This window comes from Streptomyces sp. NBC_01235 (assembly GCF_035989285.1).
Taxonomy (GTDB): domain Bacteria; phylum Actinomycetota; class Actinomycetes; order Streptomycetales; family Streptomycetaceae; genus Streptomyces.
In genome coordinates, this window is sequence record NZ_CP108513.1 from 8,765,392 (window position 1) to 8,780,537 (window position 15,146).

General features: G+C 70.9%; 11 protein-coding genes. 8 read left to right on the forward strand and 3 right to left on the reverse strand.

The features are described 5' to 3' along the window. Positions 1-65 precede the first annotated feature (65 nt). Entirely contained in the window at positions 66-488 is a 423-nt protein-coding gene (locus OG289_RS39490; protein ID WP_327318802.1) for a pyridoxamine 5'-phosphate oxidase family protein, read from the reverse strand. A 338-nt stretch (positions 489-826) separates the two neighbouring features. Here OG289_RS39490 and OG289_RS39495 point away from each other — a divergent pair, with 338 nt between their 5' ends. The 6 genes from OG289_RS39495 to narI all read left to right on the forward strand — a co-directional run bounded on the left by OG289_RS39495 (position 827) and on the right by narI (position 9,758). Further along, entirely contained in the window at positions 827-2,113 is a 1,287-nt protein-coding gene (locus tag OG289_RS39495) for a nitrate/nitrite transporter (protein WP_442819120.1), read from the forward strand. Positions 2,114-2,161: 48 nt separating this feature from the next. Further along, positions 2,162-2,638, forward strand: a complete 477-nt coding sequence (locus tag OG289_RS39500; RefSeq protein ID WP_327318803.1) for a hemerythrin domain-containing protein — start codon at positions 2,162-2,164, stop codon at positions 2,636-2,638. A 265-nt stretch (positions 2,639-2,903) separates the two neighbouring features. Then, entirely contained in the window at positions 2,904-6,632 is a 3,729-nt protein-coding gene (locus OG289_RS39505; protein WP_327318804.1) for a nitrate reductase subunit alpha, read from the forward strand. After that, positions 6,632-8,332 (forward strand): nitrate reductase subunit beta, encoded by a 1,701-nt coding sequence (narH, locus tag OG289_RS39510; protein ID WP_327318805.1) that lies wholly within the window; start codon positions 6,632-6,634, stop codon positions 8,330-8,332. The genes OG289_RS39505 and narH overlap by 1 nt, the downstream gene beginning before the upstream one ends. Then, positions 8,329-8,991: a nitrate reductase molybdenum cofactor assembly chaperone gene (gene narJ / locus OG289_RS39515; RefSeq protein ID WP_327318806.1), complete on the forward strand. Its 663-nt coding sequence runs from the start codon at positions 8,329-8,331 to the stop codon at positions 8,989-8,991. The genes narH and narJ overlap by 4 nt, the downstream gene beginning before the upstream one ends. After that, positions 8,988-9,758: a respiratory nitrate reductase subunit gamma gene (narI, locus tag OG289_RS39520; RefSeq protein ID WP_327318807.1), complete on the forward strand. Its 771-nt coding sequence runs from the start codon at positions 8,988-8,990 to the stop codon at positions 9,756-9,758. Before narJ ends, narI begins: the two co-directional genes overlap by 4 nt. Positions 9,759-10,071: 313 nt before the next feature. On the opposite strand, the gene OG289_RS39525 is transcribed toward narI, so the two are convergent. After that, positions 10,072-11,556: an anion permease gene (locus OG289_RS39525; protein ID WP_327318808.1), complete on the reverse strand. Its 1,485-nt coding sequence runs from the start codon at positions 11,554-11,556 to the stop codon at positions 10,072-10,074. Between the two features lie 331 nt (positions 11,557-11,887). Next, positions 11,888-13,642: a sensor histidine kinase gene (locus OG289_RS39530; RefSeq protein WP_327318809.1), complete on the reverse strand. Its 1,755-nt coding sequence runs from the start codon at positions 13,640-13,642 to the stop codon at positions 11,888-11,890. A gap of 432 nt (positions 13,643-14,074) precedes the next feature. On the opposite strand from OG289_RS39530, the gene OG289_RS39535 reads away from it, so the two are divergent. Together OG289_RS39535 and OG289_RS39540 are read left to right on the forward strand one after the other, a co-directional pair. Beyond that, complete coding sequence (locus OG289_RS39535; RefSeq protein WP_327320947.1) at positions 14,075-14,263, forward strand: hypothetical protein; 189 nt, start codon at positions 14,075-14,077, stop codon at positions 14,261-14,263. A gap of 200 nt (positions 14,264-14,463) precedes the next feature. Continuing rightward, positions 14,464-15,087 (forward strand): TetR family transcriptional regulator, encoded by a 624-nt coding sequence (locus OG289_RS39540; protein WP_327318810.1) that lies wholly within the window; start codon positions 14,464-14,466, stop codon positions 15,085-15,087. The last annotated feature ends 59 nt before the right edge of the window (positions 15,088-15,146 follow it).

Below are 15,146 nucleotides of genomic sequence, written 5' to 3' on the forward strand. Positions count from 1 at the left end.
CGTCGGCTCGCCCCCTGCCCACGCGGCCGGCGTCAATGGCCCGGTGGCACGCGGTCTGCTGCGCCTCACGGACTGCCGCATGCCCCGTTGAGGACTCGGCCGGTGACCATCTCGGATTCGATCCGCACGAACACGGACTCCCGCGGGGGCATCCAGGACGTGGGGCCGACCTGCGACAGCCGATCGTGCTCGGCGGGGTCGGTCACCACGGTGGCCCGCCCGGTGACGACCACGCTCCAGCCGGACCGGGTCTCCGCGTCGAACTCGTCCGCCTCGAAAGCGACCACGACGCCGTCGATGGCGCGCACGAGGTCCGAGTCCCGTGAGGTGCGCAGCAGGACGGAGTCGTCCGTGTCCAGGCAGAAGTTGATGGGGAGGACCGCGGGCAGCGCCTGCCGGGTGTAGACCACACGGCCGACCGGCACTTTGGCGAGCAGGCGCAGGCTTTCCTGCCGCTCGAGTCCGCGAAAGGCGTCGTTCTTGAACATCGGTCCATAGTCCCTGCGGGAGCGGCGAGGGGGTAGGGCCGGTCGGCCCTACCCCCTCGCCGCGCAGAACGGCCGATAGCAGCCGTTGTTTCGCGGGGGTGACACGGGCAAGGCGGTACACGGGGGGCGGGTGTGCAGGGACGGCCGGGGGCGGGTGTGCAGGGACGGCCGGGCCTGAACCACGGGACCGTCTGTCCGCCGGCAGGGACTGATGGCCCATGCCTGAGGAGAGTCCCGACGCCGACAGTGGTGACGGGAAGCCGTTCCGCTGGCAAGGGGCCCTCGGTGCGCGTGCGATCCCGGTGGCGCAACACCACCATGAGGAAAGGGACGACAACATGGTCCAGCCGTTGAAGTCGAAGAGCGCCGGCTCACCGTCAGGTACGTCGGTGTCCGGCCAGGCGTGGCTGATGCTGGCCCTGGCCACCGTCGGTTTCGCCGTGAACTTCTGGGCGTGGGCGCTGCTCAGCCCGCTCGGCCCCCGGTTCAAGGACAGCCTCGACCTGACGTCGTTCCAGCAGTCGCTGCTGGTGGCGGTGCCGGTCGTCGTCGGCTCCCTGGGCCGCATCCCGGTCGGCGCACTGACTGACCGGTTCGGCGGCCGGGTCATGTTCCCGGTCGTGTCGGCGGTCACCATCGCGCCGGTGCTCTACCTCGGCCTGGCCGGGCACTCCTCGCTGACGGCACTGCTGGTCGGCGGGTTCTTCCTCGGCATCGGCGGCACCGCCTTCGCCGTCGGCGTGCCGCTCGTCAACGCCTGGTTCCCGCCCGAGCGGCGTGGACTTGCCATCGGTGTCTTCGGCGCCGGCATGGGCGGCACCGCGATCAGCGCCCTGACCACGGTGAAGCTGGTGGACGCGAACAGCATGCGGACCCCGTTCCTGATCACCGCCGCGGTCCTCGCCGTGTACGCCCTGGTCGCCGCGCTGCTGCTGCGCGACGCGCCCGGACGTAAGGTGCCGACCGAGCCGCTGACCCGCCGGCTGGCCGCCACCGCCCGGCTGGGCATCACCTGGCAGGCTGCCGCCCTCTACGCGGTGGCCTTCGGCGGCTACGTCGCCTTCTCCGTCTACCTCCCGACGTACCTGAAGACCGGCTACGGCCTCACCCAGGCCGACGCCGCGAACCGCATGGCCGGGTTCGTGCTGATCGCGGTGGCGATGCGCCCGATCGGTGGCTGGCTGTCCGACCGGATCGGTCCGGTCCGGGTACTGGCCGGCGCGCTGAGCGTGGTCGTGGTCGGTGCCGTGGTGCAGGCGTTCACCCCGGCCCTGGCGCCGGTGGGCACCATCGCCTTCCTGGCCATGGCCGCCGCGCTCGGTGCCGCCAGCGGAGCGACCTTCGCCCTGGTGGCCCTGCGGACCCCGGCCGACCAGGTGGGCTCCGTCACCGGCGTGGTCGGTGCCGCGGGCGGACTGGGCGGCTTCCTGCCGCCGCTCGTGATGGGCTCGCTCTACGGTGAGTACGGAACGTACGCGGCCGGTCTCGCCCTGCTCGCGATCGTGGCCGCCGCGGCGCTGGCCTTCACCCTCACCGGCGTCCGCGCCGCCGTCGACGGCGGCGATCGCAAGCCCCGCACCGGCCGTGGGCGCGGGCACCACACCACCGCCGGCACCACCGCCTGAGGGCGAGCGGCCCGGACCGACAGGAACGAAGGACAGGGAGAAGATCCGGTGTGCGAGTACTGCGGCTGCCAGTCGCTGGCGTCGATAGACGAGCTGACCCGTGAGCACGACGAGGTCGTCCGCCTGATCAGCCACCTCCGCCCCGCCCGCCAGGACGGCGACGTGGCCCGGATGGCTCGGACCGCTCGCGAGATCACCATCGTGCTCGGCCCGCACACGCAGGTCGAGGAGCACGGACTGTTCCCCGCAATGGCAGTGGACTTCCCCGAGCAGATCGCCGCCCTGGAGGCCGAACACCGCCGCATCGAGGCGGTGCTGGCCGAGGCCGCCGACGGCGCGACACCCTCGGACCCGACCTGGCCGGACCGGCTGATCGAAGCGATGGCCCTGCTGCGCGATCACATCCTCAAGGAGCAGGACGGGGTCTTTCCGGCCGCGCTCGCCAACCTCGGCACCGAGGAGTGGGAAGCGGTCGAGAGGGTGCGCGCGCAGGCAGGCGGCGCCCTGTCCCGGCCGGCCGCCTGACCGGGCCGTGCTCCCGCCCTCGCGGGAGCACACCACGCAGATCCCGCACCCCCGCTCGGAATGAGCGGGGGTGCGGGGGTTTTGCAGCCGCAGGCACGGCCACGCGGAGCCGCGTGACCGCACCTGCGCAGGCGATCTTCACCGGCCCCCGTCATACGTGCGGTGTGGCTGTTGACCTTCCGGGGGACAGCGGTCGTAGAGTCGTGCGTGGCCGGAACCGATCACAATTCGAACGGGCTCGTGGCGCCCGGGGCGGAGTGGCACGGTGAGCACGGAGACCAGCCGGGAACAGACGCGTGCGGGCTTGGACGGCGACTTGGCAGAGGCACTGGTGCGCAGCCGCCGGTTCTTCACCAGGGCGGAGGTCTCCGACGATCTTCGCACTCTGCACAGGAAGGGCGGCCGCCAGGCGGACGACTTCTACCGGGACCGCTGGTCGCACGACAAGGTGGTGCGCTCCACCCACGGCGTGAACTGCACCGGTTCGTGTTCGTGGAAGGTGTACGTCAAGGACGGCATCATCACCTGGGAGGCACAGCAGACCGACTACCCCTCGGTCGGCCCCGACCGCCCCGAGTACGAGCCGCGCGGCTGCCCACGAGGGGCGGCGTTCTCCTGGTACACCTACTCGCCCACCCGCGTGCGCTACCCCTACGTGCGTGGCGTGCTGCTCCAGATGTACCGGGAGGCGAAGGCCCGGCTCGGTGACCCGGTGGCGGCCTGGGCGGACATCGTCTCCGACCCCGAGCGCGCCCGCCGCTACAAGCGGGCGCGCGGCAAGGGCGGCCTGGTGCGGGCGAGCTGGGACGAGGCGGTCGAGATGGTCGCCGCCGCGCACGTGCACACGATCAAGGAGTACGGCCCGGACCGGCTGGCCGGGTTCTCGCCCATCCCTGCGATGTCGATGGTCTCGCACGCGGCCGGGGCACGGTTCTACTCGCTGCTGGGCGGGGCGATGCTGTCGTTCTACGACTGGTACGCCGACCTGCCGGTGGCCTCGCCGCAGGTGTTCGGCGACCAGACCGACGTACCGGAGTCGGGGGACTGGTGGGACGCCGGCTATCTGATCATGTGGGGATCGAACCTGCCGGTGACCCGCACCCCGGACGCGCACTGGATGGCCGAGGCCCGCTACCGCGGCCAGAAGGTGGTGGCGGTCTCTCCGGACTACGCGGACAACGTGAAGTTCGCCGACGAGTGGCTCGCGGCCCAGCCGGGCACCGACGGCGCCCTCGCCATGGCGATGGGGCACGTGATCCTCAAGGAGTTCTTCGTCGACCGGCCCACGCCGCACTTCACCGACTACGTCAAGCAGTACACGGACCTGCCCTTCCTGGTCGCCCTGGAGGAGAGCGAGGACGAGCCGGGCGTCTTCACACCGGGCAAGTTCCTCACCGCCGCGGATCTCGGGGGAGAGAGCGCCGAGGCCGAGCACGCGGAGTTCCGGACCGTGCTGCTGGACACGGCCACCGGACAGCCGGTGGTGCCGAACGGCACCCTCGGCGACCGCTTCGGCGAGGCCGGCGTCGGCAGGTGGAACCTCGATCTCGGCGACACGCACCCCCTGCTGTCCGTCGCGGGCGGTGACGAGGCCCCGGTCGCGGTCGAACTGCCGCGCTTCGACGCCCCCGACGGCAGCGCGGCGCGGCTGCGGCGCGGCGTTCCGGTTCGCCGGGTCGCCGGGCGGCCGGTGACCACGGTGTACGACCTGCTGCTCGCCCAGTACGGGGTGGCCCGGGACGGGCTGCCCGGTCAGTGGCCCACGGGCTACGACGACGCGGAAGAGCCGTACACCCCGGCCTGGCAGGCGGCGATCACCGGCGTGGACGCCGGGAAGGCGGCACGGATCGCGCGGGAGTTCGCGGCCAACGCCGAGGAGTCCGGCGGACGTTCGATGATCATCATGGGTGCGGGGACCAACCACTGGTTCCACTCCGACACCATCTACCGGGCGTTTCTGACCCTGACCACGCTCACCGGCTGCCAGGGCGTCAACGGCGGCGGATGGGCGCACTACGTCGGTCAGGAGAAGGTCCGCCCGATCACCGGCTACTCGGCGATCGCGACGGCCGCGGACTGGAACCGGCCGGCCCGACAGATGATCCAGACCGCCTACTGGTATCTGCACGCCGACCAGTTCCGCTACGACCCGTTCTCCGCCGACACCCTCGCGGCGGCCGGTCCGGACACGGGCGGCCCGTTCGCCGGGAAGACCACGGCGGACGTCATCGCGCAGTCGGCGCGGATGGGCTGGATGCCGTCGTACCCGACGTTCGACCGCAACCCCCTCGACCTCGCCGACGAGGCCGCCGCCGCGGGCCGCCCGGTCGCCGAGCACATCGTGGACGAACTGAAGGCGGGGCGACTGCGGTTCGCCGGCGAGGATCCGGACGCACCCGAGAACTTCCCACGGGTGCTGACCATCTGGCGGGCCAACCTGCTGGGCTCCTCGGCCAAGGGCAACGAGTACTTCCTCAAACATCTACTCGGCACCGACCACGCGGTCCGGGCGACCGAGGCGCCGCCGGACGCCCGCCCACGGGACGTGGTGTGGCGGGAGGACGCCCCCGAAGGCAAGCTCGACCTGCTGCTGACGCTGGACTTCCGCATGACCAGCACCACGGTCTTCTCCGACGTGGTGCTGCCGGCCGCCACCTGGTACGAGAAGCACGACCTGTCCAGCACGGACATGCACCCCTTCGTACACGCCTTCAACCCGGCGATCGCCCCGCCGTGGCAGACCCGGACCGACTGGGACGCCTTCCACACCCTCGCCAGGGAGTTCAGCCGCCAGGCCGCCGATCACCTGGGCGTCCGCAAGGACGTGGTCGCCGCCGCGCTGCAGCACGACACTCCGGACGAGATGGCCAACCCGCACGGCCGGGTACTCGACTGGAAGGCGGGGGAGTGCGAGCCGGTCCCGGGCCGCACGATGCCGAAGCTGGTGACGGTGGAGCGCGACTACGCGGCCGTCGCCGACAAGATGGGCGCCCTCGGCCCGCTGCTCGACACCCTGGGCGCGACCACCAAGGGCGTCACCTTCAAGGTCGACCGCGAGCTGGAGTACCTGCGGCACAAGAACGGCACGGTGCGCGGCGGCGCGGCCGACGGGCGGCCCTCGATCGCCCGCGACACGCACGCCTGCGAGGCGATCCTCGCCCTGTCCGGCACCACCAACGGTCACCTCGCCACGCAGGGCTTCCACGCCCTCGAAGCCCGCACCGGCACGCGGCTGGCGGACCTGGCAGCCGAGCACGAGGGCAAGCAGATCACCTTCGCCGACACCCAGGCCGCCCCCGTGCCGGTCATCACCTCCCCGGAGTGGTCCGGGTCGGAGACCGGAGGGCGCCGCTACTCCCCGTTCACCGTCAACGTCGAGCGTCTCAAGCCCTGGCACACCCTCACCGGACGCCAGCACTTCTACCTCGACCACGACTGGATGACCGCGCTCGGCGAGCAACTGCCCGTGTACCGGCCTCCGTTGAACATGCATGCGCTCTTCGACGAGCCTCGCATCGGCGAGACGGGCGAGCTCGGCGTGACCGTGCGCTACCTGACCCCGCACAACAAGTGGTCCATCCACTCCGAGTACCAGGACAACCTGTTCATGCTCTCGCTGTCCCGGGGCGGCCCGACGATCTGGATGAGCACGCAGGACGCGGCGAAGGTGGGGGTGAAGGACAACGACTGGGTGGAGGCGGTCAACCGCAACGGTGTCGTCGCCGCCCGCGCGGTCGTCTCGCATCGCATGCCGGAGGGCACGGTCTACATGCACCACGCCCAGGACCGGCTGATCGACGTGCCCCGCACCGAGACCACGGGCCGACGCGGCGGCATCCACAACTCGCTGACCCGGCTGCTGATCAAACCCAGCCATCTCATCGGCGGCTACGCCCAGCTGTCGTACGCCTTCAACTACCTCGGTCCGACCGGAAACCAGCGCGACGAGGTCACCGTCATCCGCCGCCGCACGAACCAGGAGGTGACGTACTGATGCGCGTCATGGCCCAGATGGCGATGGTGATGAACCTCGACAAGTGCATCGGCTGCCACACCTGCTCGGTCACCTGCAAACAGGCGTGGACCAACCGCACCGGCGTCGAGTACGTCTGGTTCAACAACGTCGAGACCCGCCCCGGCCAGGGCTATCCGCGCCGCTACGAGGACCAGGACACCTGGAAGGGCGGCTGGGAGCTGAACAAGAAGGGCCGCCTGGCGCTGAAGGCCGGCGGCCGGTTCAAGAAGCTGATCCAGATCTTCTCCAACCCGGTGCTGCCGTCCCTCGACGACTACTACGAGCCCTGGACGTACGACTACGAGACGCTGACCAACGCCCCCCTCCAGGAGCACACCCCGGTCGCCCGCCCCAAGTCCCTGATCACCGGCAAGGACATGAAGATCAGGTGGTCGGCGAACTGGGACGACGACCTCGGCGGATCGGCGGCGACCAGCGAGCGGGACGTCTTGCTGAACGAGGTCTCCGAGAAGATCAAGTTCGAGTTCGAGCAGACCTTCATGTTCTACCTGCCGCGCATCTGCGAGCACTGCCTCAACCCGTCCTGCGCGGCCTCCTGCCCCTCCGGCGCCATCTACAAGCGCGAGGAGGACGGCATCGTCCTCGTCGACCAGGACCGCTGCCGGGGCTGGCGGATGTGCGTGACCGGATGCCCGTACAAGAAGGTGTACTTCAACCACCGCACCGGCAAGGCCGAGAAGTGCACCTTCTGCTTCCCGCGTGTCGAGGTCGGCCTGCCCACCGTCTGCTCCGAGACCTGTGTCGGCCGGCTGCGCTACATCGGCCTCGTCCTCTACGACGCCGACAAGGTCCTGGAAGCCGCCTCCACACCGAACGAGCAGGACCTGTACGAGGCCCAACGGCAGGTCTTCCTCGACCCCGACGACCCGGACATCGTCGCCGCGGCCGAACGGGCAGGCATCCCCCGGGACTGGATCGAGGCCGCCCAGCGCTCCCCGATCCATGCCCTGATCAACACCTACAAGGTGGCGCTGCCGCTGCACCCGGAGTACCGGACGATGCCGATGGTCTGGTACATCCCGCCGCTGTCCCCGGTCGTCGACGCCGTCCGCGACACCGGCCAGGACGCCGAGAACCACCAGAACCTCTTCGCCGCCGTCGACGCCCTGCGCATCCCCGTCGACTACCTCGCCCAGCTGTTCACCGCCGGCGATCCGCAGCCGGTGGACGCGGTCCTGCACCGCCTGGCGGCCATGCGTGCCTACATGCGCGACATCAATCTCGGCCGCGAGCCGAACGACGGCATCCCCAAGGCGGTCGGGATGACCGGGGAACAGATGTACGACATGTACCGGCTGCTGGCGCTGGCCAAGTACGACGAGCGGTACGTCATTCCGCCCGCCCACGCGGAACAGGCCCACAAGCTCGAAGAACTCGCCACCGAGTGCAGCCTGGACTACGAGGGCGGCCCGGGCATGGGCGGCTCCGGCCCCTTCGGCGAGACCTCCGGCGGCGCCTCGCCGATCGCGGTGGAGAACTTCCACGCCCTGCGCGACCGGCAGACGTCCGACACCCCGGCCACGCCCACGGACAAGACCACCCGGGTGAACCTCCTCAACTGGGACGGCAAGGGCTCCCCGCCCGGCCTGTTCCCGGACACACCATCGGGCAGCGGCGCCGGAGCGGACAGCGGCGGGGAGGGCGAACCGAAGCCATGAAGAGGAAGAGCACGCGCACCGCCCCCACCGAGCCCTGGCACTCCAACGCCTGGCAGGTCCAGTCCCTGCTGCTCGCCTACCCCGACGAGCAGTTCGAGCAGCTCCTGGCTCTGGCCGGCCGGGTCGCCGCCACCCTGCCGGAACCGGTCGCCCGCCCTCTGCTCCGCTTCACCGCACATGCCGAGCGGACCGCCACCGCCGATCTGACGGCCGACTACGTGGCCACCTTCGATCACCGCAAGCGCTGCTGCCTCTACCTGACGTACTACGGGCACGGCGACACCAGGAAGCGCGGCCTCGGGCTGCTGCGGTTGAAGCAGACCTACGCCGAGGCCGGATGGCGGCTGAGCGACGACGAACTGCCCGACCACCTCGCCGTCGTCCTCGAATTCGCCGCCGCAGACCCGGCCACCGGAACACGTCTGCTCACCGAACACCGCGCCGGCCTGGAACTCCTGCGCCTCGCCCTGAACGACGAGGGCTCGCCCTGGGCACACGTCCTGGACTCCGTCTCCGCCACCCTGCCCGCCCTCGCCGGCGACGACCGCGAGGCCGTCATGCGCCTTGCCGCGCAGGGCCCACCCGAGGAACAGGTCGGCCTCGACCCGTACGCGTCCCCCGTGTTCCTGCCCGACCCGGTCGTAGGAGGCCCGCGATGACCGCATCCGCGCAGCCCGTCACCCTGGCGGTGGAGGCAGGCACCGGCGGCATCCTGCTGTGGGTCGCCCTGCCCTACGTCTGTCTGGCGGTGTTCGTCCTCGGCCACGTCTGGCGCTACCGCTACGACAAGTTCGGCTGGACCACCCGCTCCTCCCAGTTGCACGAGAGGAGACTGCTGCGCATCGGAAGCCCGCTGTTCCACTTCGGCATCCTCGTCGTCCTCCTCGGCCACATCGGCGGCCTGGTCATTCCCAAGAGCTGGACGGAGGCGGCCGGCATCAGCGAAGACACCTACCACATCGGCGCGGTCGTCCTCGGCACGATCGCGGGCGTCGCCACGCTCGGCGGGCTGGCCATCCTGATCTACCGCCGGCGCACCGTCGGGCCGGTGTTCTCCGCCACCACCCGCAACGACAAGGCCATGTACGTCTCCCTGGCCCTGACCATCGTGCTCGGCCTGTCGGCCACGGTGGCCGCGAACGTCGTCGGAGGGGGATACGACTACCGCGAGACCATCTCCCCCTGGTTCCGGTCCATCTTCTATTTCCAGCCCGACCCCGACCTGATGACCGATGCTCCCGTCCTGTTCCAGCTGCACGCGGTGAGCGCGCTGCTGCTGTTCGCGTTCTGGCCCTTCACCCGGCTCGTCCACATGCTCACCGCACCGCTGGGCTACCTGACCAGGCCGTACATCGTCTATCGCAGCCGCGACATCCGGCTCGGTGCCCGAGAGCCACGCCGTGGATGGGAACGGACGGGCTCATGAGCGGCCGGCCCCCGGACGTGCGGTGATGCCGCCCCGCCGGTGAGCGGCCGCCGGCAGGGCACCACCGCACGCACGCCCTGCCTGCTCAGGCGCTGTTCGTGTACGCGAAGCCTCCCCGAGTCCCGCACACGTGCAACCGCTCATTCCGCACCTGCTGTCCGAAAGCCCGCACAGCGTCGGACGACGCGACGACACCTGCCCCGCTCGTGCTCGTGGAGCCCCCTCCTGCGCCCCCGCCTGCGCCTGCCAGGACGCAGGCCCGGTCCATGAGGCCCGGGCCTGCGTGCCGCAGAGCACCCCTCCTCCGCACGGCTCACCAGTGGCCGAGGACCTTCAGCCACAGGGCGCCCACGCCCATCCAGATCACGATGTTGACGCCGGCGGCGATCAGCCCGGTCCGCCACCATTCGCCGAGGGTGACATAGCCACCGCCGAAGAGGACGGGGGCAGGGCCGGACGCGTAGTGGGTCAGGCCGCCGTACAGGGAGCTGATGAAGCCGAGGACCAGGGCTGCCATCACCGGCGGCGCGCCGGTGGCGGTGGCGGCGGCCAGGAAGGCGGCGTACATGGCGGCCACGTGTGCGGTGTTGGAGGCAAACAGGTAGTGGGAGAAGAGGTAGACCAGCGTGAGGACGACGAACGCGGTCTGCCAGCCGACTCCGGAGGTGGCGTCGGTGATGCTGTCGCTGAACCAGCCGATGACACCGAGCTCCTGGAGCTGACCGGCCATCATCACCAGGACGGAGAACCACACCAGCGTGGTCCAGGCCGCCTTCTCCCCGACCAGGTCGCCCCACGTCAGTACCCCGGTGACGAGCAGCAGCGCCACGCCGGTGAAGGCGGAGACCGTGGCCGACAGGTCCCAGGCCTGACCGCCGACCGACCACAACATGAGCAGCAGGACGAAGACGCCCGCCATGGTCCATTCCTGACGGGACATCCGTCCGAGCTCGGCGAGCTGGGCGCGGGCCTGCCCCGGGGCCTCGGGCGTCCTGCGCACGGCCGGCGGGAAGACGCGGTACAGCACCGCTGGGAGCACCAGCAGCGCGACCAGGCCGGGGACGAGCGCGGCCAGGGCCCAGGACGTCCAGGTGAGGTGGATGCCGCGGTCGGCGGCGAGCTTCTGCACGAGCGGATTGGCGGCCATGGAGGTGAGGAACATGGCGCTGGTGACCGTGTTGATCTGCATCGCCGTCACGCTCAGGTAGGCGCCGAGCTTGCGGCGGCTCTCGTCGCCGGGATGCGAGCCGGCGTTGGCGCTCAGGGAGCGGATGACGGGATGGATCACGCCGCCCGAGCGGGCGGTGTTGCTCGGCGTGGCCGGTGCGAGCACCAGGTCGGTCAGCGTGATCCCGTACGCGAGCCCGAGGCTGCTGCGGCCCAGCGCCCGGACGAACAGCAGCGCGATGCGCCGGCCGAGGCCGGTCTTGGTGAAGCCGAGCGAGATGAAGAAGGCGGCCACGATCAGCCAGATCGTCGGCTCGGAGAAGCCGCCCAGCGCGACGTCCGGCTCCAGCGTTCCGGTGATCATGGTGACGGTGAGCCCGACCAGGGCCACCGCGCCCAGCGGCAGCGGCTGGAGGATCAGCCCCAGCACGGTCCCAGTGAAGATCGCCAGTACTGCCCATCCGCCGGACTTGATCCCGTCGGGTTGCGGCAGCAGATAGACGATCAATCCGGCCGCGACGGGGGCGATCCACTTCACCGCCGTCCACGCCGTGGCGGTCCTGGGCGAGGCCGGGGCATGGCCTGGGGCCGCCCCGGCGAGGGGTCCTTCGGTGTCCCGGAAGGGGGTCATCTGCGCCATCCCGTGCGTTCAGCCCGGCTCGCCTTGGAATGCTCAGCCGGATAAGAATCAAGCTTTCGCATCCACGGTGACGGAGGGGAGGAGGCCCTCGCTTGTGGCGACTGGCCCCGGCAATGGGGCCGAACGGCACCACATGGGCCCTGTGACACGCGTGCACGTGTGTCGGCGGCCCCATCCCGCTCTCCCGGCGCCGAGGCGGGCTGCCCCATCCCGGTCGAACCGGCCGGTGGCGGCTCCGGACGTCATGGCACCGACAGGTCCGGGGCCGCCTCGCTCGCCATGCCGCAGTTGCTGCGGCAGCGCTCCGCTCAGAGCCCGGCGGTCACCGGTCGGCCGAGGGCAGGGGCACCGCCCAGGACAGGATCGTGCCGCTGGGCTGGTTCGAGGACGCGTCGAAGCTTCCTCCCAGGTCCTCGGCACGCCGGCGGAGATTGGCCAGGCCGCTGCGGCGGGTGACGCCGGGATCGATGCCGTGGCCGTTGTCCGTCACCCGCAGCCGGAGGGTTCCTTCGATCACGTCGACGCTCACGTCGACGGCGCCGGCGTGAGCGTGCCGGGCCACGTTGGACAACGCCTCGCCCAGCACGGCCAGCAGGTGCTCCGCGTACTCGGTCGGCACGTTCGTGTCCAGCAAGCCGGTCATGCGCAGTGCCGGGGTGAAACCGAGGGCTTCGGCGGCCCGGTCGGTGGCCTCCACGAGCTTCGCCCGCAGGCCGCCGCCGCGGCTGCGGTCGTTCTCCCGCAGACCGTAGATGGTGGAGCGGATGACCTTGATCGTGTCGTCGAGGTCGTTCACGACCCGCTGGATCCGCTCGCCCACCTGGGGCCGGTCGGCGACGCGGCCGAGCGTGGACTGCAGCGTCAGAGCGCCGGCGAACAGCCGTTGAATGACCAGGTCGTGCAGATCGCGGGCGATCCGGTCGCGGTCGCTGAGGACCAGCATGCGCTCGGCGTCCTGGCGATGCTCGGCCACCTCCAGAGTCAGCGCCGCCTGGTTGCCGAACCCGGTGACCATGTCGACGACCGTGTCCGGGAACGCCCGGCCGCCGGCCACATTCGCCACCAGCAGGACGCCGCGCACGTGGTCGGGGGTGCCGAGCGGCACGTAGAACGCCGGCCCGAGGTCGACCACCGAGGAACTGCCGCCGTCGGCGCGCGGGTCGGCGCTGACCGCGTCGCTGGTGACCGTCTCCCCGGTGGCGAACACCTTTGACGCCAGCGTCGTGACCGGCAGCACCAGGCCCCGGACCTCTTCTTCCCGCGTGCCGGAGGCGACCTCGACGACCAGCTCGCCGCTGTCGCCGACCGGGACGGCCAGCGTCACCAGGTCCGCGCCGGCCAGCTCACGCACGGTGGCGGCGACCGACGCCAGAACCTCGGCCGGATCCAGGCCGGCCAGCAGGCTGCGAGTGAGCTCGTCGCTCGCTGCCAGCCATTGCTGCTTGCGGCGGGCGTCGTCGTACAGCCGGGCGTTGTCGATCGCAACGCCGGCGGCCGCGGCCAGGGTGCGCAGCACCGCCTCGTCGTCGGCGTCGAACTCCGCGCCGCCCTGCTTGTCGGTCAGGTACAGATTGCCGAACACCTCGTCGCGCACCCGGACGGGAGCGCCGAGGAAGCTGGTCATCGGCGGGTGCCCGGCCGGGAAGCCGACGGACGCCGGGTGATCCGCCAGGTTGGCCAGGCGCAATGGCTCCGGGTGGCGGATGAGCTGGCCGAGGATGCCTTCGCCGCGTGGGTAGTTTCCGATCCGGGCGATGGTCTTCTCGTCGATCCCGACCGTGATGAACTGCTTGATCGTGCCTTCCTCGCCCAGCACGCCCAGCGCTCCGTAGCGGGCATCGACCAGGGCGACCGCGGATTCCACGATGCGGCGCAGCACCACCTCCAGCTCCAGGTCGGAGCCGACGGCCAGCACCGCGTCCAGCAAGGTGCGCATCCGGTCGCGAGCCGCCCGCACCTGATGGACCTGCTGCTGCAGACCTTCGAGCAACTCATCCAGCCGCAGCTGCGGCGAAGCCCCTGGTACCGCGGCGTCGCCCCGGCCCTGCGCGCCCTCGTCCACCACTGCTCCCCTCATCTCATCGTGCACCGTCCGACCACCCTTCAGCATGCCCGATGAGTCGACCGCGTTCGATGTCGCCCCGGCCGACGACCACAGCCGACAGCGGACAGCGGACAGCGTCTGTGGTGAAGGACGACCGCCTCTCCGCCCACTCTTTCTCTCCCGGTACAACGCTCGCGCGAGTCGCTTCACGTACCCGCTCATCCCTGACGCCCCACTTGCCTCCGGTCTCCGGCGGCTGTCTCGGCGACGCGCGCGGCGGAGACTCCCCGACCGTGCTGGGGCGGTGTCTCCGAGCAGGACGGTGTGCATCCGCCTCGCCCGGCCGTACAAGTACGACCTGCCGGCCGCGGGGACCGCGGCGGGGAACGGTCCGCAGCGACGTGAGAAACGCCACGGTGTCCGCCGACGCCGGCAGGCCGCCCCTGGCAACTGAACTGGCAGCGGCTGCTCGCCCCGGAGATCGCCCGGCGCACGGGAGCCGGTCCGGGCCGCCCCGAAGACCCCAGGCCGAACGCGCCGGCCGCGGCCGCGGCCGGCTGTCCGGACGCGGCCGCGACGGGCTGGGTGGCCTGCGAGGGTAAAGTCCCCCTGGCCGTGATCCTCGACCGCGCGATGAGCGCACCGACGCGATAGCGACGCCCGTCGTCCTCGACAGACGCCTCCGAGGACATGCTCGACATCAGGCCAACACGACAGGTGTGTCGGAGACTCTGACCAACATGTTCCGCAAGGTCGACTTGGCCCGGCAGCCGTGACCCGGCACGCGGCTGCACCGACGACCCCGACATGCTGATGCTCAGTATCATATTGAGTCGCCGCTGTATCCTGCTCTTATGACCGACCCCGCCCCCACCTCCACCCAGTCCGCTGCCAAGCCCCCGGGCCTGCGGGAGCGTATGCGTGCGACGGTTCGGAAGGAGGTCGTCGAGGTCGCGCTCCGGCTGTTCATCGAGCAGGGGTTCGATCGGACGACCGTTGATCAGATCGCCGCCGAGGTGGGGCTCTCGCGCGCCAGCCTGTTCCGGTACTTCGGCACCAAGGAAGACATCGTCCTGCAGGGGCTGGAGGAATCCGGCCGCCAGATCGCGGATGAGTTCGCCGCCCGCCCTGACACGGAGCGGCCCTGGGAGGCGCTGCGCAGGGCGTTCGACGTGCTCATGCGCGCGAACGAGGCAGATCCCCAGCAAGCGCTCACATACCTGCGCATGCTCCAGGAGACTCCGTCACTGCGCGCCCGGCACTTCGAGAAGCAGCTGAGCTGGCAGGAGATGCTGGTGCCGGAGATCGCCCGGCGGCTGGGCGTCAGCTCCGACCGGCCGGAGGAGATCAGGCCGAACGCGCTGGCCGGGGCCGCGCTCGGCTGTCTGGACGCTGCCGCGACGGGCTGGGTGGCCTGTGAGGGCACGGTTCCCCTGGCCGTGCTGCTCGACCGTGCGATGGGCACGCTGACGGAATAGCCCCGCGAAGGCCGCCTGCCGCCCGGACCCCCGCGGTAGGCAGGGCGACGGACCACCTC

Coding starts and splice junctions, on each gene's coding strand:
- OG289_RS39540 (WP_327318810.1), top strand. CDS start 14,464: ATGACCGACCCCGCCCCCACCTCCACCCAGTCCGCTGCCAAGCCCCCG.
- OG289_RS39490 (WP_327318802.1), bottom strand. CDS start 488: ATGTTCAAGAACGACGCCTTTCGCGGACTCGAGCGGCAGGAAAGCCTG.
- narH (WP_327318805.1), top strand. CDS start 6,632: ATGCGCGTCATGGCCCAGATGGCGATGGTGATGAACCTCGACAAGTGC.
- OG289_RS39530 (WP_327318809.1), bottom strand. CDS start 13,642: ATGAGGGGAGCAGTGGTGGACGAGGGCGCGCAGGGCCGGGGCGACGCC.
- OG289_RS39495 (WP_442819120.1), top strand. CDS start 827: ATGGTCCAGCCGTTGAAGTCGAAGAGCGCCGGCTCACCGTCAGGTACG.
- narJ (WP_327318806.1), top strand. CDS start 8,329: ATGAAGAGGAAGAGCACGCGCACCGCCCCCACCGAGCCCTGGCACTCC.
- narI (WP_327318807.1), top strand. CDS start 8,988: ATGACCGCATCCGCGCAGCCCGTCACCCTGGCGGTGGAGGCAGGCACC.
- OG289_RS39525 (WP_327318808.1), bottom strand. CDS start 11,556: ATGACCCCCTTCCGGGACACCGAAGGACCCCTCGCCGGGGCGGCCCCA.